Consider the following 22,655-nt stretch of genomic DNA (forward strand, 5'->3'; position numbering starts at 1 on the left):
CGCCGGCCGGCGTCCAGGTGGCCGAGGGCACGCACTACAACCCGTACTTCGCCGGTGCTGCTGCTCTCGCCATGCCAAAGCCGCTCTCCGACGGCCAGGTCACCTATGACGACGGATCGCCGGCGACCGTCGACCAGTACGCCAAGGACGTCTCCTCCTTCCTGATGTGGGCCGCCGAGCCGCATCTCGAGGAGCGCAAGCGCACCGGCTTCATGGTCATGGTCTTCCTGGTCATCTTCTCCGGACTGATCTACCTGACCAAGCGCTCCGTCTACGCAAACAAGGAACACTGAGGGATTTGCCCAGAGTTTAGGGAAAGGCGGCCTTCGGGCCGCCTTTTTTGTTGGTTCCGGCACTGGCAGTTGATAGGGTGCAGCCGAATTGAAGCCCTGCAGAATACGGACATTCCATGAGTGATACGATTTCGGAGCTAGCAGCCAGCATCCGCTCCATCCCGGATTACCCCAAGCCCGGTATCATTTTTCGCGACATTACCACGCTTCTCGGCAATCCGCGTGCCTTCCGCCGCGCCGTTGATGAACTGGTCCAACCCTATGCGGGCCTGAAGATCGACAAGATTGCCGGAACCGAAGCGCGGGGCTTCATCCTGGGCGGCGCCGTCGCACACCAGCTCTCCGCCGGGTTTGTGCCGATCCGGAAGAAAGGCAAACTGCCACGCGATACGGTGCGCGTTGCTTACAGCCTTGAATATGGCGTGGACGAGATGGAAATGCACCTGGATGCGGTTCAGCCGGGCGAGAAGGTTATCCTCGTCGACGACCTGATTGCGACCGGAGGAACGGCCGTCGCCGCCACGCAGCTTCTACGGCAGATGGGGGCGGAGGTTGTTTCTGCCTGCTTCGTCATCGACCTGCCGGACCTTGGCGGTCGCCGAAAACTGGAAGAGCTTGGCGTGGACGTTCGCACGCTGGTGGAATTCGCGGGCCACTGAGGCCCGCGACTATTCAAATTCGATGACGGTGCTTTCGAACCGGACCACCGGCGTGCCGTCAGCGAGCACCCCCTCGCAAAAAATGGTGTTCAAGCGACGCCCCGGGCGGGACACCAGCGGGCGGCTCGAAAGCAGCGTGACGGAATAGGTCACTTCCTCGTCGGCGAAGACCGGCCGGAGCCATTGAAGTTTCGTGAAGCCGGGAGAGGGGCCAAGCTTGGGCGGCTTGATACCCTCGCTTGCCAGTCGCGCGCATTCCGCGCTCCAGTAGGCAACGAAGGTTTTCATCCATGCCGCGCAGGTGTGCCATCCCGACGCGCAAAGGCCGCCAAAGAGCGAAGACTTCGCTGCCTCGGCATCCAAATGGAACCGCTGCGGGTCGAAGCGCTCCGCGAAGTGTACGATGCGCTCGGCCGTGAACAGGTAGCTGCCGATTTCTGTCTTTTCGCCACTGGCGTAGCGTTCAGCCATGATCATGCGGTCTTCTCCAGCATGTCACGCAGGGCGAACATGATCGAGTTCGCTGAGAGGCAGACGAGTTCGCCCTTCTGGTTTTCGACCTCGTGGCAAAATTTCACCATACCGATGCCCGGTCTCGAGCGCAGCGCGCGCGACTCGATGACCGTCGAATGGCCGGAGAGCGTATCGCCGGCAAGGACAGGCTTTCGCCATTCCATGAAATCGACACCGGGCGCACCTTGGGAGAACGAATTGACGAGAAAGCTCTCCGCCATCATGCGCATGAACAGCGCGGACGTGTGCCAGCCGGATGCCGCCAGTCCACCGAGAATGCTGGCGCGGCCCGCTGCCTCGTCGACATGCATCGGCTGCGGGTCGAATTCGCGCGCGAACTCGATGATCTCCTCTGCCGTTACTGCTCTCGGGCCGAGCGCAAAACGCCGACCCGGCTGAAAATCTTCAAAGGCGAGTTTCTGATCGGACAAATTCTTCTTCACCTCGTAGGAGTTTCAGAACGACTACAATAGCATTCGACGCGACTCAACGATTCCCACGAGATTTTGAACATGCCAGAACTGAAGTTGATCCTCGATGAGGCTGAGCGTGAAGGCATCATTGCGCGCCAGGCTGCTGACCGGCTACTGCCGTTCCTGATTGCGCGCGGCGTCAAGGTCGATCAGCCTTCGCCCGAATTGCACAGACCGTTGGCGCCTTTTTCGGATACCGAAACGCCGAGCTTCGTACGCGGCTTTCACGACGTCCTGATAACCATCGGCATCATCGTAGCTTTGGCCGGCCTTTGGGGCATCGCTTCGATCTATGCCGTGCTGCCGGCAATCGTTGTCCTTGCCGAGATCCTTGTTCGGCGTCAAAGGCTGGCGCTGCCGGCCGTTGCGCTAACGATCGCACTTGCCGTCTGGACGGCAAGTGCGGCCGCGCAGTGGCTGGACGACTCACTTTCCTTCGTTGCGATAGGTGGCAACGTTGCGCTGCAGTACACCCTTGCCTTTCCAGTCGTGCTGGGGCTCTTCTATCTGCTTTATCGCGTACCGCTCGCGCTTGCCCTGACGATCATGGGGGCGGCTGTGGTCTTTCTGCAGCTGGTCCTGCGCGCGCTTGGCTGGCTGACCGGCGATCCTCTGTTCGAGGTCAATCATCCGCTCGTGTTGTCGATCATCGCGATCGCGTGTGCGGTCGGTCTTTTTGCCTTGGCCATGACATTCGACCTGCGGGACCCGCTGCGTCGTACAGTCAATTCCGACGTTGCCTTCTGGCTTCATTTGGGTGCCGCGCCGGCTTTGCTCTATAGCGTCATTTCGCTTGCGGGGCTCAGCGGCGGTACGCTTGCCGCGTTGCAGACCGTGTCGTTTCGCACGCCGGTGGTCATCGCGACCGTCATCGCGCTCATGCTGATCGGGCTTGTCATCGACCGGCGTGCCTTCGTGACATCGGGATTGGTATCGCTGGGCTTTGCTGTCTACGGCATCTTCCGCCAGGGGGACGCGCGCGTCGATACCTATATTTACATCACGCTTCTGACCGTTGGCGTGATCGTGCTCGTCATTGGGACCGGATGGATGCCGCTTCGGCGGTTCGTGATGCGCCGGCTGCCGGTAGCGATCCAGGAGAAACTGCCGCCGGCATAGGCGGCAGTCGCCTCGGTTCCGCTTTAGGTGTTGAAGCGGAAGTGGATCACGTCGCCGTCCTGGACGACATATTCCTTGCCTTCGTCACGGCCCTTGCCTGCTTCCTTGGCGCCGACTTCACCCTTGAAGTTGATGTAGTCGTCGTAGGAGATGGTGAAGGCGCGGATGAAGCCGCGTTCGAAGTCGGTGTGGATGACGCCGGCAGCCTGTGGCGCCTTGGTGCCGCGAACGATCGTCCAGGCGCGGGTTTCCTTGGGGCCGACGGTGAAATAGGTGATCAGGTCGAGCAGATGGTAACCGGCACGGATCAGCCGGTCGAGCCCGGCTTCCTCGAGGCCGAGCGCCGATAGGAACTCGGTTGCTTCTTCTTCGGGAAGCTGGGCCACTTCGGACTCGATCGCGGCCGAGATGATGACGCATTCGGCGCCCTGCTTCTCGGCCATGGCGGCGACTGCCTTTGTGTGTTCGTTGCCGGTCGAAGCGTCGGCTTCCGCGACGTTGCAGACATAAAGGACCGGATGCGACGTCAGGAGGTTGAGGCCCTTGAGGATCTCGATCTCCTCGGCCGCCAGCGTCTTCAAGAGCAGGCGTGCGGGCTTGCCTTCGTTCAGCAGCTTGATCACGGATTCCATGACCGGCAGCTGTGCCATCGAGTCCTTGTCTTTGCCGGTGGCGCGCTTGCGGGTCTGCTCGACGCGGCGCTCAAGGCTTTCGAGGTCGGCGAGCATCAGCTCGGTCTCGATCGTGTCGGCATCGCCGACCGGGTTGATGCGGCCCTCGACGTGGGTGATGTCGTCGTCCTCGAAGCAGCGCAGCACATGCACGACGGCATCGACTTCCCGGATGTTGGCGAGGAACTTGTTGCCGAGACCTTCACCCTTCGACGCGCCGCGCACCAAGCCGGCGATGTCGACGAAGGAGATGCGGGTCGGGATGATTTCCTTGGAGCCGGCGATTGCCGCCAGCTTCTGCATGCGGGGATCTGGAACGGCGACTTCGCCGGTGTTCGGCTCGATCGTGCAGAAGGGATAGTTTGCCGCTTGCGCTGCTGCCGTTTTGGTGAGCGCGTTGAAGAGTGTCGATTTGCCGACATTCGGCAGACCGACGATACCGCATTTGAAGCCCATGGCCTGAAAACCTGCTGTTCTTGAATTCGTTGGTGCTGGCTATGGGATAAAACGCGCCTTGCGGTCAAGCTTTTAGCGCAAGTCTCTTGCATTCTGAGGGGTTGAACGCCCGCCCTTGCAGCGCAATATAGACATCGGCGAACGTTCTCGCCTCTCCATGTCATCAACGGGTGGGTTTCCGATGAGTGACAACGATATTGCCCTTAAACCGAAGACAAAGTCGAAGCCGAAGCTGGACCGGCCGAAGCTCTATAAGGTGATCCTTTTCAATGACGATTACACGCCGCGCGAATTCGTGGTGATGATCCTCATGAGTGAGGAGACCGGCTACCGTGTGATGATGACGGCGCACAAGATGGGATCAAGCGTTGTTGTGGTCTGCACGAAGGATATCGCCGAGACGAAGGTCAAGGAGGCGATGGATTATGCCAAGGAGGCCGGTTTTCCGCTGATGTTGACGGCGGAGCCGGAGGAGTAGTTGTCGGCGCGCCGGACCTGATAGCCTGTCTTGTCCTGCGTGAAGCCGCAGTTCTCGTAGAAGCGCAGCGTCGCAGGATCCTTCGAGCCGGTTAGCAGCATCACCTTGTAACAACCTGCTTTCCATGCGGTTTCGATGGCGTGCTGGATCAGCACCCGTCCGTAGCCCCGCTGCCTGTTGCGGGCCGCCGTGACGACGTTTTCGATCAGCGCATAGGATGCACCGTTCCTGGTCAGGTTGGGGACGACGATCAGCGTCACGGACGAAGCGGCGGCCTGACCTGCGATGCCGACGAAGACAGTCATTCCCGGTTGCGCGAGGATCGCTTCGAACCGCTCTTCGGCACGCTCGCGGTCGATGACCGGATCAGCAGGGTTTAGGTCATGGTAGAGAGCAAGCAGGCTCGGAAGGTCGGCGGCCTCGGCGGAACGAATGACGAGTTCGTCGATTGACATACTCAATCACCCTTGTTGCCGAACATCTTCTTCAGCATTTCGGCCATTGGTCCTGTTGTGGGCAACTTCGGCTGGTTGTTGTTGCGGGCCGCGCGGATATGAGACTTCGCCACCGGCTTTTTCTCTGGCTTCGGCGTTTCTTCTTCGGCCTTGCCGCCGAGTGCAAGTGCCAGCTTGTTCATCAGCTGGGAGTCTTCCTTGCGAACCAGCAGGTCGGCGTTATCGGCAAGTGCATCCAGCAACGGCTCGAGCCAAGCCTGATCGGCCTTGGCGAAGTCGCCGAGCACGTGATGCTGCACCAATTCCTTGACACCAGGGTGGCCGATGCCGAGCCGCAGGCGGCGATATTCCTTGCCACAATGAGCGTCGAGCGATTTGATGCCGTTATGACCGCCATGGCCGCCGCCCGTCTTGAGGCGTGCCTTGCCTGACGGCAGGTCGAGTTCATCATAGATTGCGACGAGGTCGGCCGGCTGCAGCTTGTAGAAGCGCATGGCCTCGCCGACGGCTTCGCCCGAGAGGTTCATATAGGTCTGCGGCTTGATGAGCAGCACCTTCTCGCCTGCAATTTCGCCTTCGGCGATCTCGGCCTTGAACTTCTTCGACCAGGGCGAAAAACTATGGCGGCGGTAGATGGCATCGACTGCCATGAAGCCGATGTTGTGGCGGTTTCCGGCGTATTTGCCACCGGGATTGCCGAGACCCGCGATAACAAGCATGGCTCGTTCATTCCTTGCAATGTGCTTTATGCGTTCACCACCGCGAAACGGCGTCAAAGTCAAGACGGCGAGACCGCAAACGTTGAAAAATCAGTCTGCGGGGCTCAGGCCATACGTGATGAAGATGGACTTCTGCGTGCCGTCGGCAATCAGCTTGTCCAGCGCCGCCTGCATCTTGGCCAGCAGGTCGCCAGGGAAGTCCTTTTCGCAGGCGATCCCCATTTGTTGCGTGGAAAGCACCGTGACCTTCTCCAAGGGTTGTTCTGCCTTGAGCTTCTCGAAGTAGATTTCGGTGATAGGCATCATGTCGATGCGGCCATTGAGCAGCTTGCGCAGCGTCGAATTGAAGTCAGTGGTGACGTCGAGCTTCGTGAAGCCGCTCTCCTTCAGTGTCATCTCCGTATAGTCTTCGCGCTGGGTACCGACCGTATACTTCTTGGCTTCCTCTAGATCCTTGGCTGCCACGCCGGAGCCCGTTCTGGTGATGAGGATGTTGCGATCGACCAGCAGGGGTTCGACCCATTTGAACATCGGGTCGCGCTTCGCATTGTGAGCGGTCGTAAAGACGCAGCTCATAGGGGTGGTCTGGGCAAGATTGTAGGCCCTGGCCCAAGGCATCATCTCGATCGTGTAGTCGATCCCGGCGTCCTTCATCACTTTTTCGACCTGCTCGACCGACGCGCCTTTTACGGTCTTTCCGTCGCGGTAGCTGAAGGGGGGGTATTCCTCCGTGGCGAGTGTGACGCCGGCGGCAATGGCATGTGTCGAGGCACCGAGGCTCAACAGAATAGAAAGCAGCAGTCTCTTCATCGTGTTGCTCTTCTTCCCCGGTTCACGAAGCTCGTGCGATGAGCTGGCCCGACGCTGACAGGCGCTCGATCAGAGCGGCGGCATGCTGCGGACGATGGAATAGGTATCCCTGACCGAAGTCGAGGCCCATATCGTGCAGCGTGTGGCATTCGTCCTCGGTCTCGATACCCTCGGCGATAACGGTGCAGCCCATCCTGTGGGACAGCGTCGTGATGCTCTCCACCAGCGTGCGGCTCTTTTGGCGAACGTCGTCGTTGGCGTCGTTTATTGACCGGGTGAACGACTGGTCGATCTTGATGATGTCGACCGGGAAGCGATTGAGATAGCTCAGCGACGAATAGCCCGTGCCGAAGTCGTCGAGGGCAATCCGGCAGCCGAAGCGGCGCATCTCGGTAACGATAGTGCGGATCAGCGGATTGTTATGCATCAACACTGCCTCCGTGATTTCGACGACGATGCGCTGCGGGAGGATGCCGTGGCGGCCAAGCAATGCGGCAAGGCGCGCGGGCAGGGCGGCTTCGAACTGCAAAGGAGAGAAGTTGATGGCGAGATAGCTGTCCTGCATGCCCGGCAGCCTGGAAATGGCTGCAAGGTGGGCGATCGCCTTCTCCATAATGACATTACCGACGCGAATGATCTTGCCCGTCTCCTCCGCGACATTGATGATCTCGGCCGGCGCCATCAAACCCTTTTGCGGATGGTTCAGGCGCATCAGCGCCTCGAAACCGGCGACTCCGCGGCCGTTGAGGCTGACAATCGGCTGCAAATAGGCGTCGAACCAATCCTCCGCGAGGCCTGCCTCGATGTAGGTCTCGATTTCGGCGCGAGCCCTAGTGTGGTCCATCATGCGGTTGTCGAAGAGCTGCGCACCGTTCTTGCCGTCGCGCTTCTTCGCGTACATGGCCATGTCAGACTTCTGCAACAGCTCGGCAGCGTTCGCGGCATGACGCGGGTAGATGGCGATGCCGACGCTGGCGCTCAAATGCAGGTCCGGACCGAACGGCTCGACAAAGATGGAGGCGATCTGCTCGGCCATCGCGCCCGCCCGCCGCGCGGCATCTTTTGCCGGCAGAAGGATTGCGAATTCGTCGCCGCCCAGGCGTGCCGCCTGGTCCGATGGCGCCAGATGCATCCTCAATCGGTCGACAAACTCCCGAAGAGCCCTGTCACCCTCGGCATGGCCGAGATTGTCGTTGATCCATTTGAAACGGTCGAGGTCGACGAACAGGCAGGCAAGTTCCTGACCGAGCGCGTCCGCCTGCTGAATTTTGGTATCGAGCACGGACTCGAAACCCTGACGGTTCAGCAGGCCGGTCAGATGGTCGCGGATTGCTTGCTCGTGATTGCGTGCCTCGGAAGCTTTCAGCTCGGTGACATCGGTCATTACCGACAGCGAGAGCCGGTCATGACCCGCGGTGGCTGCTGTCGATTCAAGGATGAGCACATCCATGATGCTGCCGCTGGCGCATATGAACTTGACCGTCACGTCGAATGCGGCGCCGCCATCGAGGTCATTCTTGCGCCCGAGGAAGGCCTCACGCGTATCTGGTGTAACGAGGTCTGCAAACCTGCGGCCGACCACCTGCGGCCGCTCATAGCCGGTCGCGACGAGCCAATAGTCGCTGACCGCCGTTATGCGGTCATCCTCGTCGAGCGAGAACAGCATCGCCGGCGTCAGGTCGTAAATGTCGACGGCACGGCGATGCGCGAGCTTCAATTCGCGCTCCTCGCTTTCGAGCTTCGACTGCATCTCATTGAAGCCGCTGGCGAGGCGTCCCATCTCGTCGTTCGATTGCCAGTTGACGTGATGACGCGAGCCCAGCTGGCGGGTTGCCTCGACGGCTGCCGTCAGGCGCATCAGTGGCCGGATGATGAAGATTCGATTGCCGATCAAGGCGGCGCTGAAGACGGCCAGCACCGCGAAGATGAAGATCGACATGAAGACGATCTCTTCGTGCTTGAGGCCGGAGAAGAGACCGAGCGCTGGATAGAACACGGAGATCGTGCCCAGGTTCTTCGGGCCGTCGATCGTGTTGTATATGATCGCGCGCGACACCTGGACGAGGTTGCCGTTGAACGACTTCGGTATGGTCGACTGCGTGACGTCCAGCTGGCCGGACTGGTCGCGAACCTGGACCTTGACGATCGCGCCCTGCGAAACGATCGTCGCGCTGATCTGCGTCACGCTGTCATCATCAAGGTCCCAGAGCGGCTTGGCGAGGGCCTGAGAATTGGCGACAAGAAGAACCGAGATGTGGTCGCGTATTTCCTTGTCTGCGCGCTCGGAAGAAAGAAAAAGAAAAAGGACGAACAGTGGAGCAACGAAGAGCAGCAAAGCTCCGCAAATGATTGCCAAAAAACGATTTTCAACGGAATTGTGCATTGTTCCGTTTTGCTCCCAGCCGCACTTTGCATTCACGGTTTTCGACGCCCGTGGGTCTTTCAAAAACGTACCGGCATGCTTCCATGAAATGTATTAAATGTTGCTGAAACAGGCTCCTTGCAACCAATGAAAAGGGCCCGCCTTCGAGAGAAAGCGGGCCCTATGCTTTACAAATCATGGAAGCGATCAGGCTTCTGCTTCGCCTTCTTCTGCAACCGTTTCGTCAACGCCGCCAGCCGGGGCGATAACCGTCGCAATCGTGAAGTCGCGATCGGAAATGGTCGGCGTTACACCCTTGGGCAGGGTAAGGTCGGAAATGTGGATGCTGTCGCCGATCTTCTTGCCGTTCAGGTCAACGTTGAAGAATTCCGGGATCGCATCAGCCGGGCAGTGAACTTCGATTTCGTGACGAACGATGTTCAGAACGCCGCCAGCCTTGAGACCCTGGGACTTCTCTTCGTTGATGAAGTGAACCGGGATTTCAACCGTGACCTGGGTGTTGCCGGAAACGCGCAGGAAGTCCACGTGCATCGTGAAGTCACGGACGGGATCCAGCTGGTAGTCCTTCGGCAGAACCTTGTACTTCTTGCCGTCGACCTCGATGGTCGCGATCGTGGTCATGAAACCACCGGCATGAATGCGCTTCGTCACCTCATTGGTGTTGAGAGCGATAGAAATGGGGGCCTGCTTGTCACCATAGATGACAGCGGGAATCAAACCGTTGCGGCGAAGTTCACGGGCGGACCCCTTACCAACCCGTTCGCGCGCCTCGGCCTTGAGCTCGTAGCTTTCGTGGCTCATGACTTTTCCTTCCGAGGTTATTTGGAGAGCCCCGCGGAGGCCTATGCTTGCCGCGGAACTGGAGGCGGGTTACCCCATCCTCATCCGCGTTGCCTCCAAGGGTGTCTGCGCGGACGCGTGCGCTATAGTATAGATGTGACGGAAACGCAAGCTGGTGCCTTACAGGTGGCGGGGATCATGGTGCGGGACAAGCACTTGGCGAGTGGCACCAGGCAACGGTTGCGGAAGTTGAAGCGGATCGCGAAGGCTTAACTATACGGCCGGATTTCCCCCAGAGATTAAGTAATACAAAATGTCGGCGCGGTTATGAAGGCCAAAACGCAACCTGGTCTCTCCGATGCCACGTCTCCTTACCTGCATTGCAGCCGAACACAGCTGGCCGCACCTGACCTTTGCAACCGTGATCTGCCTGCTTGGCTCGCTACTCACGGTACGGCTTTTTTCGCGGGTTCGGCGCACCCATGGGTTCCAGAAATTCAATTGGCTGTTCCTGTCAGGGTTCGTCGGCGGCGCGACAATTTGGACGACCCATTTCATCGCCATGCTTGGCTTCCGAGCGCCGACGCTCAGCGGTTATGAGTCGGATCTGACGCTGCTGTCGCTTTTCATCGGCATCGCCTCCGCCATGATCGGCTTTTCGGTCGCCTCGATGCGAAGCCAGGACGCGCTTGTCGAGGCCGGGGGCGCAATCGTCGGCCTTGGTGTCGCAGCGATGCATTACGTCGGTATTGCCGGCTACAAGGTGGCCGGCGAGGTCCAATGGAATACTGCCTATGTCGTTACCTCGCTGATTGCGGCGGCCGGTTTTGGCGCGCTCATGGCGCGCCGGCTTGTGCGGCCGACGGCGCGCTTAAGCCCGGTTGGGGCGGCCTTGCCGCTGATCCTTGCGATCGTTTCCACGCATTTCCTCGGCATGGCGGGCATGACGATCGTCCCGGATGTGACGGTCGCAGTTCCTCGCGAAATTCTCTCGGTGGGCGTGATGACCAGCTTGGTCGGTACCGTCATGGTCATCATCCTGCTCCTCGGCGCATCCACCTACATTATCGACATGCAGTCGACGGAAGCGGCCGTCGCTCGCTATCGTCATCTCTCGCTTCACGATCCACTGACGAACCTCGCAAACCGCGCGGCGCTGAACGAACATCTCGCCACCGTGACCAAACGGACCCATGAAATCGGCTGGAATGTCGCCGCTCTCTGCTTCGACCTCGATCGGTTCAAGGAGATCAACGATGTGCATGGTCACGCGGCTGGCGACGCCGTGCTGCGGGCGATCGGCGAGCGGCTGGTGAAGGTCATGCAAAAGGGACAGTTCGTGGCCCGGATCGGCGGCGATGAATTTGTGGTCGTCATGCGCGATCACGTTGGCCGCTCCGAGGCCAGAAGTGTTGCGCAGCGCCTGCTCGACGAGATCGAGCGACCGGTCGAGTGGAATGGCCAGTCGCTTAGCGTCGGGTCCAGCATCGGCATCTCCAGCTTTCCGGACAAGGCGCGCACCGTCGATGACCTGCTTTCGCAGGCTGACGTTGCCATGTATCGTGCCAAGACGACGGCGGGGAGCAGTATCTGCTTCTACGATCCCTCGATGGACGAAGCAGCGCGGGAACGAAGTGCGCTGGCGATCGAGATGCGCGAAGGGCTGAAGAGGGGCGAATTCGAACTCTTTTATCAGCAGCAGAACGATACCATGACGCGTGCGGTGTTGGGTTTCGAGGTGTTGCTGCGCTGGAAACACCCGACGCGCGGCTACATCTCGCCGGTCGAATTCATCCCGATCGCCGAGAAAACGGGTTTCATCATGGAGCTCGGCGAATGGGTGTTGCGTAACGCCTGCGTGGAAGCGGCCAGCTGGAAGAACCCCTTGAGCATAGCGGTTAATGTCGCGGCCCAACAGCTCGCAGACAGCCGCCTGCCGCAGATTGTACAGCAGATTCTCGCCGAAACGGGTCTGGTACCGCCACGCCTCGAACTCGAGATTACGGAGACCGGCATCATTGCCGACCACGGGCACGCGTTGAACGCCATCCGCCGGCTGAAGGAGCTCGGCGTCAAGGTGGCAATGGACGACTACGGCACCGGCTATTCGTCTCTCTCCACGCTGCAAAGCTTCCCGTTCGACAAGATCAAGATCGACCGTGCTTTTGTCGATGGCGTCGTCACCAACAAGCAGTCGGCAGCGATCGTTCGCTCAACGCTCATTCTTGCGCAGAGCCTTGATATTCCGGTTCTCGCCGAAGGCGTAGAACGCGAAGAGCACGTCGATTTCCTCCGCCGCGAAGGTTGCCTTCAGGTGCAGGGCTTCCTCTTCGGAAAGCCGATGCCACGTCCAGACATCGAGGCCCTCGTCAATGGCGATGGAACAGACGCGACAGATCGCCAGGTCGTTGCTTCGAGGGCCGATGCGGCGGCCTGACCACCGCACTGCAACACGGCTTGACATCCGCCGCGCGGAAACCTCACATGCTCGCAAAACACAAGCGGCGGAGGAGTTCGGATATGCGGCTCAATCTTATTGCGGCAACGAGTACGATCGCGCTCGCCTTGGCATCTGCGGCCTATGCCGCTGACATCAACCAGGCTGGGGCCAGGCAGGTTCAAGAAAGCCTGACGAGACTGCTGCCGAAGAGAGTGGCGAAAGACGGTTTCGTGACCGTCAATCCGGCTGGGACACGCTACGAGATCATCTATGATTTTGCGAAGCTTCTGAAGAGCATCGATCCGGGCAGCTTTACAGTCACCGGCTTGACGCCGTGGTCGATGTTCGCAACGCGATTGGATACCGGTCTGTGGAGCGTGGAGGGGAACAATTCCCTCAATGTGTCTGGCAGCTTCAAGGCGTCGGGACAGCCAAAGACGGAATTTGCCTACATCATCGAGACCTTCATTTTCAGTGGCGTTTTCGACCCGGCGATCAGCTATCTCCGCTCGGGCGACTTCTCTACGAAGGCCGTGAATTTCTCATCCAAGACCGAAGCCGAGGAAGTAAGCGCCGGCTTTGATAGCATGAAATACAAACTGACGTCGTCGGAGGGTGCTGCGGCCGGCACGACGAATTTTGCCACCAGCGGCTCGGCCGCGGGATTCCTAGAGAAGATCAGCAGTCGCGAAGTGCCTCCGGTCGAAATCCGCGCTGACACAATCGATTTCGCAGCGGCGGTGAACGGCCTGCCCGTGAACAAGGTTCGCGACATCATCATGTTCGTGGCCGACCACGCCGACGAGAAGAAACTTGCTGTGGCGGACGGCGAGAAGTTGAAGGAAATGCTTCGTGACGCGTTTCCGTTGCTGACGAGCTTCAACGAAACGATCGACTTCAACAATCTCACAGTGTCGAGTGCCGCGGGTAACGGTGGCGCCAAGAACCTCAATTATGAGGTTGCACTCGACGGCGCGACCGACGCGACGCGCTTTGGAGTGGGTGTGACGGCGGATCAAATCAGTTTCGCGAGCGCGATCGTTCCTGCGGCCTATTCAGACTTCGTGCCCCGGCAATTGCAGCTGCAGTTGGCGATACCCAACATGGATTTTGCGGCGTTCGGCGATGAGTTTCTCAAGGTCGATTTCAGCGGCGCATCGTCAGAAGATAGCGGCAAGAAGGCGGTCGAGCGGCTCTTCAAGGGCGGCGAATTGATCATGGAGTTCCCGAAGATCAGCGCGGTCTCGAGCGTTTACGATGCCGAGATTTCCGCAAAGGTCCGCGGACGGATCGATACTTCCAAGGATTATTCCATGGAAGCGACGGTTCTGGCGCGTGATCTCGACAAGACGATCGCCGCCGTTCAGGAGCTTGCGAAGACCAACGCCGAGCTCAATCAGGTGTCGTTCGGCCTGATGATGGCCAAGGGCTTTGCGAAGACTGATCCCGACGGGCGTCAACGCTGGGATATCAGCGTCGCGCAAAACGGCTCCGTCACGATCAACGGCCAGGTCATCAAGGGCGCGGATTGAGCCTGCTACGTTAGCCTTGCAGCTCAAGGCGAGGGGCCTTGCGGGGCGCCCCCGGCAGGTCCATGCTGTGTTGCCAGTGTCGGCTCTCTAGGTGAGGCCGGTGCGCTCAGAGAGGCAGGCCGATGAATTGTGCCGCCTGTGGTTTTGCGATCGAAAGTCGTTTTGCGTTCTGCCCGAAGTGCGGCGCAAGACAACCGATCGTCTGCGCCTCCTGTGGCGAGACATGCCAGCCCGATTTTGCGTTTTGCCCAAAATGTGGAACACCTCTTGGCCCGACCGAAGGTCGTGCAGTTCCTGCCGAACCGCCGCCGCGTGCAGTCCCGCCTACATCCATGCCTGACGATGCCGCCGACCGGCGTCCGCTGACCGTTCTGTTTGCCGATCTCTGCGGCTTTACTGCGCTCAGCGAGAGAACTGACCCGGAACTGATGCGCTCGCTGCAGAACGAACTGTTCGAGGAGTTGACGCGGGCCGTGGAGGCTTATGGCGGCTATGTTGACAAGTTTGTCGGTGACGCGTTGCTTGCGCTGTTCGGGGCCCCGACAGCACATGAGGACGATCCCGATCGTGCCCTTTGCGCAGCACTCGACATGATTGCGGGTGCTGACCGCCTTGGCGCCAAATGGCTGGATCTGGCCGGTGGAGATCCGCTGCAGCTGCATGTCGGCATCAACACAGGGCCGGTGGTCAGCGGTGGTTTCGGAGCGGCGGCTGCGCGATCCTACTCGGTGACCGGCGATACAGTGAATACGGCCCAACGACTGCAAACGATGGCGGGTCCAGGCGAGATACTGGTAGGCCCGGTAACCTACCGTCTGACGCGGCATGCGTTCGCGTTCGACAATCTCGGTTCGCTTGCCCTTCGCGGGAAGACGGGAAATGTACAGGTACATCGTCTCCTCGGACGGATGGAGACGCCTCACGCCGCGCGCGGTTTGGAAAGCCTAGGCCTGCACGCCGAACTCATCGGGCGTGACTCGGAACTGTCGCGGATGTCAAATTGCCTGGATCGCGCCAGTGGCGGCAATGCGCAACTCGTCCAGCTCGTCGGTGAGGCTGGCATCGGCAAGTCAAGATTGGTCAAGGAGTTTCTGCAGAACGTCGCCGAAGCCGAGCGGTTCGGGCAGGTGGTGGTACGGCGTGCCGTCTGCTCACCCCTCGGGGAGCAATCTTATGGGACGCTAGCATCGGTTCTACGCAGCGCCTACGGGATAGCTGAGCGGGAAACCGCAGCCCGGACGGCCGAACTGCTGGCAACGGGATTGGTCGACCTTGGTTTTAGCGAGAGCGAGGTCGCGGGTCTGACGCCGCTCCTTTCTCATGTCTTGGGCCTCGGCGATCCGGATGGAGCGCTGCGGTATGTCGAGCCAGAGCAGTTGCGGCGGCAGATCTTTTACGCCACGCGTACGATCTTTGAACGGCGGCTGTCGCTAAGCCCACTGCTGCTGGTGGTGGAGGATCTCCATTGGGCGGATGCCGCTTCGATCGAGGCGCTACGCTTCGTCCTGGACCGGCTCGAACGTACGCGCCTGATGATGCTGACGACAGGACGGTCGGTTGCCGAGGGCGAAGGCCTGGAGTCAAGCCGGATCAACCGCACCGTCATGCGGCTCGCGCCGCTTTCGAGTAAGGATGGCGAGGCTCTGCTGACGCAATTCTTTGGCGTGGACAGTTCCGTGCCTGCGAAGACGCGCTCACGAATTCTCGCGCGAGCGGGCGGCAATCCGCTGTTTATCGAGGAGATCGTACGGGCGCTGATCGAGACCGAGGCACTTCATTTCGAGAACGGATGCTGGCGCATGGCGGGTGGCGAAATGGGAACCGAGGTGCCGATGAGCCTGCAGGCGATGCTGCTGGCGCGCGTCGACCGCCTGCCGCCCGACGTCAAGCGTTTGGCGCAGGAAGCTGCCGTTATAGGTCCACGCTTCGATCTGGCATTGCTTCGCGCCGTCGCATCGGATGCAGAGCGTGTCGAGCGTGGGCTGGATTATCTCTGCGAGGCCGAGGTCGTTGAGGAAACGCCTGGTGCTGCTTCGGCAAAGGCGATCTCTTATTGCTTCCCGCAGCAGCTATTGCACGATGCCATCTATGGCAATCTCTTGCTACAGCGCCGCAAGGAGCTGCATGCGCGTATCGGGGCCGCGATCGAGAGAATACATTACGGCATACCCGCTCGACTCGAGGATATCGCACAACTCGGCCGTCACTACTGCCGGGCCGACGAGGTGAGCAAGGGCGTCCGATACCTCATGGCCGCGGGTGATTTGGCCCGCAAGACCTACGCAAACGACGATGCGATGCGCCTCTACCGCGAGGCGCTTGCGGCAATTTCGGATAACCCGCAAGCCGGTTCCGAGTTGCTTGCTCTCTATGAACGGTTCGCTGATCTCTGCGGGCCGGCGGGGGAGCGGGAGACGGCCCGCGAACACTATGGCCGCGCACTGACGACCTTAAAGGAAGCTGGTGATCAGCCGGGTGCGGCGCGGATCCTGCGCAAGCTCGGCCGCCTCAATCTTGCTGCGGGCAGAAGTGATCTTGCGGACGCCGACTATGCGCAGGCCGCCTCGCTGTTGAGCGTGAGCAATGCACCCATCGAACTTGCCCATCTGCTTCAGGAGCGTGGGCATCTCGCCTTCCGCAAGGGCGATCAGACCGCTGCCGCGCGTTGGGCCGATGATGCACTGTCCTGCCTCAACACTGCAACATTGGATGGGGAAGGCTCCGTGGCCTCGGAGGCTGCGCAGGTGCGAGCGGAGGCGCTGAATACAAAGGGGGTGGCGCTGGCGCGGCTGGGGCGGCACCGCGAGGCGGTGCGCGAAGTCGAGCGAAGTCTGGAGGTTGCCGAAACGGCGGGGCTTCTCGGCGCGGCCTGTCGCGCCTATTCCAATCTCGGCGTTCTCTATACGATCGTCGATCCGCGGCGTGCCATCGATGTGTGTCGCCAGGGCCTCGATGTTGCCAAGCGCATCTCCGACCTCGGTTTTCAAGCCCGGCTTTTCGCCAACCTCGCGGTCGCCTGCTGCACCTTCACCGACAACTGTGCCAAGGAGGGAGTGCCGGCGGCTGAAAGAGCGATCGAGATCGACCGGGCGCTGGATCAGCGCGATCACCTGGCGGTGCCCCTCATCGTGCTCGGACAGATCCATCAGTGTCACGGGGAACCGGACCTGGCTCGGAACTACTACGAGGAAGCGCTTCAGCTCGCGCGTGAAATCGGCGAGCCACAGCTTCTCTTTCCATGCTATGATGGGCTTGCGACGTTGAACTTGGAAAAGGACGATATGGCCGAGGCGGAGCGCTACTTTTCGCTCGCGCAGGATGTTTGCGTCAGGCATGGGCTGGATCCCGACGCGCTGGTCGTGCTGCCCTTCCTGGATTGATTCAATGCCGGCAGGTAAGGTGCTGAGTTTTCGCTATTTTTTCTTCTGCTCGGCTTGCTCGCCGACGCGCAAATGAAGGAGGGTGCCATGCCCGAAAATCAAAGCGAGAGACCGCTGCAGCCCGGTGACCGCGCGCCGAACGTCATTCTCGATGCGATCACGCGTCAGGGCAAGATATCGATCGATGACTTCCGAGGACAGAAGCCGGTTTTGGTCGGCCTGTTTCGCGGGCTCCACTGTCCATTCTGCAGGCGGCAAATCGCCGCGATGGCGAGCCTGGCGGGCGACCTCCAGCAAAAGGGCATCGAAAGTCTGACGGTGGTCAATACGCCTATCGATCGGGCACGCCTCTATTTCCGGTATCATCCCTTGCCCAATCTGCTGGCGGCCTCCGATCCCGACAGGGTATCGCATCGCGCCTTCGGGCTTCCCAACATCGAGTTCACGCAATCGGAAACAGCGTGGCCCTACAAGGTTAGCCTCGACACGCTAACGTCGATGCGCGTCGATATGCCTGACCTGCCTGAGCCGATGGCCCCGCTGGCGGCTGTTGAATACCTCGACAATGCCGATGGTTACGAGTTCACGGACGACGACAAGCGGATGATTGCGACGGGTGAGGGCCAACTGGTCGGCGAGTTCCTTCTTGACCGCGACGGCGTCGTCAGATGGTGCTTTACCGAGGTGGCCGACGATGGCCGACGTATGTTCGGCGTACCGGCTCCCGAGGAGGTCATGTCGGCCGCGTCAAACATTGCTGCCTAAGCGACTGCGGTCAGTCAGATCCGCTTGTCGCGCTTTTACTCGTTTTCGAAAAACGGAGTTCGGCTCCCGCATAAGCGGAAGCCGACTTGTCAGGGTCGCCACTTCATTACCTGCATGCGCCCTGGCGTATGATGCGGAAGCCGCTGTTGTTAGCTTCACAGGTATTCGAGAAGGTGCGCAGTTGTGAACCTCGTTGGCCGCAGACTGGGCGGTACTCACGCGTGCATATGCCACCGGGCCGCGGCGGTGGCGGACGCTGCGGGCGCACTGTTATGCCGGGCTGGCGGCGGCACTGGCCGCGGCTGATGACCGTAAAGTTGGCTGCTTGAGCCTGGCACGCGTTAGAGAAGGTCTGAACACGTCCGCTGCGTTGGCCGCAGACCGGAGCGTACTCCATGGTACACACCTGCGGCCTCGACGGAAGAGGTGTCGGACGCGATGTCATCGGAGGCGGCCGGCGGCACTGGCCACGGCTGATGATTGTAAAGTTATTTGCACGCGCCTGGCATGCATTGGCGAAGGTCTGGACACGTCCGCCGCGTTGGCCACAGACGGGATTGTATTCCAGAGTGCATATCTGCGGACTGGGCGCGCGAGGTGGCGGGCGCCAATAATTGGGTCCTACGTCGGCAGTGCAGGCAGACAGAAGCGAAATGAGCCCAAACAGGGCGATCTTCCGAGGCAACAGGAAACCGGCGAGCGTCATGACTCTTCCCCTGCAGCTAGATTTCTTTTCAAATCCTAGCTCAAGTTGCATTTCCGGGGAAGATCAAACGTCTGCGGTGTTGAAAGTTTTGAAACGCTTCAGTCGAACAGGCTGGAAACCGACTCTTCCTGGCTGGTGCGGTTGATCGCTTCACCGATCAAGCTCGCCGTGCTCACAACGCGGATGTTGTGAGCTGACTGGACAGCCGTCGTCGGCTGGATCGAGTCGGTGATGACGAGCTCGCGAAGCTTCGACGAAGTGATGCGGGTGACCGCGCCCCCCGAGAGAACGCCGTGGGTAATATAGGCGGTGACGCTTGCCGCCCCTTTGGCAAGCAGCGCATCGGCTGCGTTGCAGAGCGTGCCGCCGGAATCGACGATGTCGTCGATCAGCAGGCAGTCCTTGCCTTCAACTTCGCCGATGATGTTCATGACTTCGGATTCACCCGGGCGGTCGCGGCGCTTGTCCACGATCGCCAGCAGACAGTCGAGACGTTTGGCGAGCGCGCGGGCACGAACAACGCCGCCGACATCAGGCGAAACCACCATGACGTTGCTGATGTCGTAGTTGGCCTTGATATCACGGGTCAGGACCGGGATGGCGTAGAGATTGTCCGTCGGAATATCGAAGAAGCCCTGGATCTGGCCTGCATGCAGATCGAGGGTTAGCACGCGATCGGCGCCGGCTTCCGTTATGAGGTTGGCGACGAGCTTGGCGGAGATCGGCGTGCGCCCCGAGGCACGGCGATCCTGGCGGGCATAGCCGAAATAGGGAAGAACCGCAGTTATGCGGCGCGCGGACGAGCGGCGCATCGCATCGATCATGATGAGCAGTTCCATGAGATGGTCGTTCGTCGGAAAAGACGTGGACTGGACGACGAACACGTCTTCACCGCGAACGTTTTCCTGAATTTCCACGAAGATTTCCTGATCGGCAAATCTTCTGACGCTGGCTTTGCCCAAAGGCACATTGAGATAGCTGCAGATCGCTTCGGCGAGATGCCGGTTCGAATTGCCTGCGAAAACCTTCATCTTGGTCCGCCTATTTCCTGCTGATAGCTGCGCTTTTTAGCCAGCTTGCTCCTGAATGCAAGGGCTAAGGCGTCATCTGCGCTCATATTTCTAAAAACCTTGTGGCTTAACCGCCGCGAGCATCGCGCCACGTTGAGAAGTCGGTGATGGTTTTCGAGGCGATTTGCTGCATAACCGAGGCGGGAACGCCGGCCCAGGGATCCAGCGCCTCCGAGGGTACGCTTTCCTGTCCCTGGATGCGGTGCAGGCGCGCGCCGCTGCCATCGAGAATATCCCAGACATAGACCACGGTGACCTTGCCGCTGTCGGAAAAGGCGGAGAGGTATCCCTTCAGAATGTAGGCGCTTGAGCTGTCGTTCGAGCTCTTGATGGAAAGGCCGTGCGAGCGGGCCTCCGCTCCGAGTTGGCGCGAAAGCGGTGTAACCGCCTGAACCGGTGCCCCGATGATCGGAAGGAAGCGGACGGTCGTCCCACCTGCCGAGGACGAACTCGTATTCAGCATGGCAGTCTGGGTTTGCTGTCTAGGCGGTTCGCGAGCGGGCGCTTCCACCATGTCTTCTTCCTCGGCCTGGGCGTTGGATATTGGCTCCGGCAGGGTCTGCGCCTTGATTGGCACGGAGGCTGCCGGCGAGCGCATATCGCTTTCCAAGGCCATCGCCTGGGCTTCCATCGTGGTAGGCGGTGCGCCTGAACCTTGACGATAGCTCGCCTGGCTGTAGGCGGGATGATATCCGTTCGACCGCTGCTGAGCGGCAAAGGCCTGCTGGCGGGGCTGGGTTCCTGCCATGCGTTCCACGTCGCCCTGCGTTACCGGCGATGAGCGCATGTTTGGTGAGGAATCGCCGATGTCGACCAGCGGGACCAAGGCGTCGGTGGTGTTGCAGGCGGTTAGGGCAAAGCAGGCAAGGAGCACTGGCGCAGTCGCGACTCGCGTCATCCCTCGTTACATCCTTCCCAGTGCCGGCCCCATGCACTTTATGAAGGCCGGTGCGGGTCTGTGTCAATTCCGGATTCTTGTCTCAGACGTTGATGAAATCCAGAGAGTGGCGGGAAAGCGCGCGGGGTGTGTTGTCCGTCGTGAGATAAGTCTGCCCGAGGGTCATCGCAGTTCCCGTGTCGGAATCCATGATGATCATGTGCACGAAGAGCGACATGTTCGGTTCGATTGCTTGCGGATTACCGACATGGAACATCTGATGCTCCATCCAGGATGGCGAGAAACGGGCGCCCAGCGAGTAGCCGCAGGCATTGAGGCGATGGCGCGACAGGCCGCGCTCGTCCATGATTTTCGCATGCATATCGAAGACGTCGCCGAAGCTGTGGCCCGGCCTCAATACCGTTTCGATTGCCTGGATGGTTTCGAAGCAGGCGTTGTAGAGTTCGCGATGGCGATAGCTCGGTTCGCCGATGACGACGGTACGCATCATTCCCGCATGGTAGTGCGCGTAGGCGCCTGCCCATTCGAGCGTCAACTGGTCGTTGGTATCGAGCTTGCGGCGGCCGGCCTTGTAGCGGCAAAGCAGGGCGTCCTCGGCAGAGCCGATGATGAATTCGTTCGCGGAATAGTCGCCACCACCGGCAAAAACGGCGCCCTGCATCGCGGCCAGAATATCCGCTTCGTCTGCGCCGGGATTGGTCAGCGCGAGTGCCGCATCAAGCGCATCGTCGGCCAATACAGCAGCGCGTTCAACATAGGCGACTTCGGCTGGGCTCTTGATCAGTCTCAGGCGGCTGACGAGATAGGACGCGTCGACGATCTGGCCGAAGGACGTCAACTGCGCGTCGAGCATCCGGGCTACGCGGCCCGTCATGCCATGGGTGTCGTATTCGACGCCGATCCTGGCTCCGAGCAGATCCATCTCGACCAGCAGGTTCCGAAGGTCGACGGTCGGATCGGCATTTACGCGGTCGACCCAGACTTGCACGTTTTCCAGAATGGAGGTGTGTTTCGCCTGACGCAGGTCGGCAGAGCGTGTGATCAGCGCCATCGTCCCGTCGGCCTTGACGACAAGCGTTTGGAAGAAGCAGTAGCCGAAGGTGTCGTAGCCGGTCAGCCAGTACATGCTTTCCTGGGCAAACAGCAGCAGGGCATCCAGCTTCTCTTCGCGCATCTTGTCTGTCAGACGCGCGAGGCGGACGGCGAATTCGGGTCGGTCGAAGTGCAAGGCCATACCGCTCAAATCTCCCTGATTGCGATTGCAGAAATCTGCCGACCGTAGTCCGGCTCTTTGTTATGTGTGGTCCGGCGGTACGAGAAGAAACGCTCGGCATCGGGATATGTGCAGAGCCCAAGGCTTTCTGCGCGGATGCCGGCGGCGCGCAGCCGGTCGATCGTCAGGGCAGGGAGGTCGAACATCGCGTGTTCAGGCTTTCCTGATGGCACGAAATAGCGCTCGTAAGATGGATCCTGAGCGACAAAGCGTTCCACAAACTCCGGCCCAACCTCGTAGCTCGCCTGGCTGATCGATGGGCCGAGGCAGGCAACGATGGCTTCGCGCTTCGCGCCAAGCTGGACCATCGTGTCGATCGTGTTTTCCAAAACACCGGTGAGGGCACCCTTCCAACCTGCATGAGCGGCGCCAATGACACCGTTTTCCGAATCGGCGAAGAGGATTGGCCCACAATCGGCAGCCAGCACCCCGAGCGCTATGCCCGGAGTTGCCGTTACCAACGCATCCGCTGAGGGGCGGGAGCCGTTATAGTTCCTGTCGACGACGACCACATCGGGAGAGTGTACCTGGTGCACAGTAGCGAGACGCTCGACAGGCAATTCAAACCAGCTAGCCACGCGGCGGCGATTCTCCTGAACCTTCTCGCGCTCATCGTGCGAGCCGAGGCCGACATTCAGGCCGCGATAAATGCCGTCCGAAACGCCGCCTTGCCGGGTGAAGTAGCCATGGAGAATTGCGTCACCGGTTGCCTCTTTCAGCAGCGCGCTTTGGATCGGTGCCGGAGATGCTGCTTGCGTCATTAGAACTTCCAAAATTGCTTG

General features: G+C 60.2%; 21 protein-coding genes. 8 read left to right on the forward strand and 13 right to left on the reverse strand.

The features are described 5' to 3' along the window. Both IB244_RS29745 and IB244_RS29750 read left to right on the forward strand, forming a co-directional pair. Window positions 1–293, forward strand: a 293-nt coding sequence (locus IB244_RS29745; RefSeq protein ID WP_246734785.1) for a cytochrome c1, incomplete at its 5' end; no start/stop codon positions are given. A gap of 116 nt (window positions 294–409) precedes the next feature. Beyond that, window positions 410–952 carry an adenine phosphoribosyltransferase gene (locus IB244_RS29750; RefSeq protein ID WP_018857243.1) on the forward strand — a complete coding sequence of 181 codons (543 nt, stop codon included), beginning with the start codon at window positions 410–412 and terminating at the stop codon, window positions 950–952. A gap of 9 nt (window positions 953–961) precedes the next feature. Here the strand turns inward: IB244_RS29750 and IB244_RS29755 are convergent, their stop codons facing one another. Together IB244_RS29755 and IB244_RS29760 are read right to left on the reverse strand one after the other, a co-directional pair. After that, the gene (locus IB244_RS29755) at window positions 962–1,429 is read right to left on the reverse strand and encodes a MaoC family dehydratase (protein WP_018857242.1); all 468 of its coding nucleotides are present in this window, start codon (window positions 1,427–1,429) and stop codon (window positions 962–964) included. Then, a complete protein-coding gene (locus IB244_RS29760; protein WP_026371798.1) occupies window positions 1,426–1,896 on the reverse strand; it encodes a MaoC family dehydratase in 471 nt (156 codons plus the stop codon). The genes IB244_RS29755 and IB244_RS29760 overlap by 4 nt, the downstream gene beginning before the upstream one ends. Before the next feature lie 81 nt (window positions 1,897–1,977). Here IB244_RS29760 and IB244_RS29765 point away from each other — a divergent pair, with 81 nt between their 5' ends. Further along, window positions 1,978–3,057: a hypothetical protein gene (locus IB244_RS29765; RefSeq protein WP_018857240.1), complete on the forward strand. Its 1,080-nt coding sequence runs from the start codon at window positions 1,978–1,980 to the stop codon at window positions 3,055–3,057. A gap of 23 nt (window positions 3,058–3,080) precedes the next feature. On the opposite strand, the gene ychF is transcribed toward IB244_RS29765, so the two are convergent. After that, on the reverse strand, window positions 3,081–4,184 hold the full coding sequence (gene ychF / locus IB244_RS29770) for a redox-regulated ATPase YchF (RefSeq protein WP_113471223.1): 1,104 nt from the start codon (window positions 4,182–4,184) through the stop codon (window positions 3,081–3,083). 181 nt (window positions 4,185–4,365) lie between these two features. On the opposite strand from ychF, the gene clpS reads away from it, so the two are divergent. Continuing rightward, the gene (gene clpS, locus IB244_RS29775; RefSeq protein ID WP_192306633.1) at window positions 4,366–4,662 is read left to right on the forward strand and encodes an ATP-dependent Clp protease adapter ClpS; all 297 of its coding nucleotides are present in this window, start codon (window positions 4,366–4,368) and stop codon (window positions 4,660–4,662) included. Here clpS and IB244_RS29780 read toward each other — a convergent pair. The 5 genes from IB244_RS29780 to IB244_RS29800 all read right to left on the reverse strand — a co-directional run bounded on the left by IB244_RS29780 (window position 4,608) and on the right by IB244_RS29800 (window position 9,830). Continuing rightward, a complete protein-coding gene (locus IB244_RS29780; protein WP_192306635.1) occupies window positions 4,608–5,117 on the reverse strand; it encodes a GNAT family N-acetyltransferase in 510 nt (169 codons plus the stop codon). The genes clpS and IB244_RS29780 overlap by 55 nt on opposite strands. A 2-nt stretch (window positions 5,118–5,119) precedes the next feature. Further along, entirely contained in the window at window positions 5,120–5,836 is a 717-nt protein-coding gene (pth, locus tag IB244_RS29785; RefSeq protein WP_113471222.1) for an aminoacyl-tRNA hydrolase, read from the reverse strand. 90 nt (window positions 5,837–5,926) lie between these two features. Further along, window positions 5,927–6,646, reverse strand: a complete 720-nt coding sequence (locus IB244_RS29790) for a substrate-binding periplasmic protein (protein ID WP_018857235.1) — start codon at window positions 6,644–6,646, stop codon at window positions 5,927–5,929. A gap of 22 nt (window positions 6,647–6,668) precedes the next feature. After that, window positions 6,669–9,029 (reverse strand): EAL domain-containing protein, encoded by a 2,361-nt coding sequence (locus IB244_RS29795; protein WP_113471221.1) that lies wholly within the window; start codon window positions 9,027–9,029, stop codon window positions 6,669–6,671. 186 nt (window positions 9,030–9,215) lie between these two features. After that, entirely contained in the window at window positions 9,216–9,830 is a 615-nt protein-coding gene (locus tag IB244_RS29800; RefSeq protein ID WP_018857233.1) for a 50S ribosomal protein L25/general stress protein Ctc, read from the reverse strand. Between the two features lie 337 nt (window positions 9,831–10,167). On the opposite strand from IB244_RS29800, the gene IB244_RS29805 reads away from it, so the two are divergent. The 4 genes from IB244_RS29805 (at window position 10,168) to IB244_RS29820 (ending at window position 17,926) form a co-directional block, all read left to right on the forward strand. Further along, a complete protein-coding gene (locus IB244_RS29805) occupies window positions 10,168–12,246 on the forward strand; it encodes a putative bifunctional diguanylate cyclase/phosphodiesterase (protein ID WP_192306637.1) in 2,079 nt (692 codons plus the stop codon). Window positions 12,247–12,329: 83 nt separating this feature from the next. After that, entirely contained in the window at window positions 12,330–13,781 is a 1,452-nt protein-coding gene (locus IB244_RS29810; protein WP_113471219.1) for a hypothetical protein, read from the forward strand. 122 nt (window positions 13,782–13,903) lie between these two features. Beyond that, on the forward strand, window positions 13,904–17,161 hold the full coding sequence (locus tag IB244_RS29815; RefSeq protein WP_192306639.1) for an adenylate/guanylate cyclase domain-containing protein: 3,258 nt from the start codon (window positions 13,904–13,906) through the stop codon (window positions 17,159–17,161). 87 nt (window positions 17,162–17,248) lie between these two features. Then, a complete protein-coding gene (locus IB244_RS29820; RefSeq protein WP_018857229.1) occupies window positions 17,249–17,926 on the forward strand; it encodes a peroxiredoxin-like family protein in 678 nt (225 codons plus the stop codon). Between the two features lie 106 nt (window positions 17,927–18,032). Here the strand turns inward: IB244_RS29820 and IB244_RS29825 are convergent, their stop codons facing one another. The 5 genes from IB244_RS29825 to pgeF form a co-directional block, all read right to left on the reverse strand. Next, complete coding sequence (locus IB244_RS29825) at window positions 18,033–18,683, reverse strand: Kazal-type serine protease inhibitor domain-containing protein (protein ID WP_312867292.1); 651 nt, start codon at window positions 18,681–18,683, stop codon at window positions 18,033–18,035. 47 nt (window positions 18,684–18,730) lie between these two features. After that, a complete protein-coding gene (locus IB244_RS29830; protein WP_018857228.1) occupies window positions 18,731–19,663 on the reverse strand; it encodes a ribose-phosphate pyrophosphokinase in 933 nt (310 codons plus the stop codon). A gap of 106 nt (window positions 19,664–19,769) precedes the next feature. Next, the gene (locus tag IB244_RS29835; protein WP_113471217.1) at window positions 19,770–20,600 is read right to left on the reverse strand and encodes a hypothetical protein; all 831 of its coding nucleotides are present in this window, start codon (window positions 20,598–20,600) and stop codon (window positions 19,770–19,772) included. A gap of 82 nt (window positions 20,601–20,682) precedes the next feature. Then, the gene (locus IB244_RS29840; RefSeq protein ID WP_113471216.1) at window positions 20,683–21,834 is read right to left on the reverse strand and encodes a M24 family metallopeptidase; all 1,152 of its coding nucleotides are present in this window, start codon (window positions 21,832–21,834) and stop codon (window positions 20,683–20,685) included. A 5-nt stretch (window positions 21,835–21,839) separates the two neighbouring features. Then, window positions 21,840–22,634 (reverse strand): peptidoglycan editing factor PgeF, encoded by a 795-nt coding sequence (gene pgeF / locus IB244_RS29845; RefSeq protein ID WP_018857225.1) that lies wholly within the window; start codon window positions 22,632–22,634, stop codon window positions 21,840–21,842. Between the last annotated feature and the right edge of the window lie 21 nt (window positions 22,635–22,655).

The organism is Rhizobium sp. RHZ02 (genome assembly GCF_014851575.1).
GTDB lineage: Bacteria > Pseudomonadota > Alphaproteobacteria > Rhizobiales > Rhizobiaceae > Rhizobium > Rhizobium altiplani.

What these genes read in the sequence shown, in the direction of transcription:
- IB244_RS29795 (WP_113471221.1), bottom strand. Translation starts at nt 9,029, where the DNA reads ATGCACAATTCCGTTGAAAATCGTTTTTTGGCAATCATTTGCGGAGCT.
- pth (WP_113471222.1), bottom strand. Translation starts at nt 5,836, where the DNA reads ATGCTTGTTATCGCGGGTCTCGGCAATCCCGGTGGCAAATACGCCGGA.
- IB244_RS29825 (WP_312867292.1), bottom strand. Translation starts at nt 18,683, where the DNA reads ATGCAACTTGAGCTAGGATTTGAAAAGAAATCTAGCTGCAGGGGAAGA.
- IB244_RS29790 (WP_018857235.1), bottom strand. Translation starts at nt 6,646, where the DNA reads ATGAAGAGACTGCTGCTTTCTATTCTGTTGAGCCTCGGTGCCTCGACA.
- IB244_RS29765 (WP_018857240.1), top strand. Translation starts at nt 1,978, where the DNA reads ATGCCAGAACTGAAGTTGATCCTCGATGAGGCTGAGCGTGAAGGCATC.
- IB244_RS29835 (WP_113471217.1), bottom strand. Translation starts at nt 20,600, where the DNA reads ATGACGCGAGTCGCGACTGCGCCAGTGCTCCTTGCCTGCTTTGCCCTA.
- IB244_RS29830 (WP_018857228.1), bottom strand. Translation starts at nt 19,663, where the DNA reads ATGAAGGTTTTCGCAGGCAATTCGAACCGGCATCTCGCCGAAGCGATC.
- IB244_RS29800 (WP_018857233.1), bottom strand. Translation starts at nt 9,830, where the DNA reads ATGAGCCACGAAAGCTACGAGCTCAAGGCCGAGGCGCGCGAACGGGTT.
- IB244_RS29840 (WP_113471216.1), bottom strand. Translation starts at nt 21,834, where the DNA reads ATGGCCTTGCACTTCGACCGACCCGAATTCGCCGTCCGCCTCGCGCGT.
- IB244_RS29755 (WP_018857242.1), bottom strand. Translation starts at nt 1,429, where the DNA reads ATGATCATGGCTGAACGCTACGCCAGTGGCGAAAAGACAGAAATCGGC.
- IB244_RS29750 (WP_018857243.1), top strand. Translation starts at nt 410, where the DNA reads ATGAGTGATACGATTTCGGAGCTAGCAGCCAGCATCCGCTCCATCCCG.
- pgeF (WP_018857225.1), bottom strand. Translation starts at nt 22,634, where the DNA reads ATGACGCAAGCAGCATCTCCGGCACCGATCCAAAGCGCGCTGCTGAAA.
- IB244_RS29820 (WP_018857229.1), top strand. Translation starts at nt 17,249, where the DNA reads ATGCCCGAAAATCAAAGCGAGAGACCGCTGCAGCCCGGTGACCGCGCG.
- IB244_RS29810 (WP_113471219.1), top strand. Translation starts at nt 12,330, where the DNA reads ATGCGGCTCAATCTTATTGCGGCAACGAGTACGATCGCGCTCGCCTTG.
- IB244_RS29780 (WP_192306635.1), bottom strand. Translation starts at nt 5,117, where the DNA reads ATGTCAATCGACGAACTCGTCATTCGTTCCGCCGAGGCCGCCGACCTT.
- ychF (WP_113471223.1), bottom strand. Translation starts at nt 4,184, where the DNA reads ATGGGCTTCAAATGCGGTATCGTCGGTCTGCCGAATGTCGGCAAATCG.
- clpS (WP_192306633.1), top strand. Translation starts at nt 4,366, where the DNA reads ATGAGTGACAACGATATTGCCCTTAAACCGAAGACAAAGTCGAAGCCG.
- IB244_RS29805 (WP_192306637.1), top strand. Translation starts at nt 10,168, where the DNA reads ATGCCACGTCTCCTTACCTGCATTGCAGCCGAACACAGCTGGCCGCAC.
- IB244_RS29815 (WP_192306639.1), top strand. Translation starts at nt 13,904, where the DNA reads ATGAATTGTGCCGCCTGTGGTTTTGCGATCGAAAGTCGTTTTGCGTTC.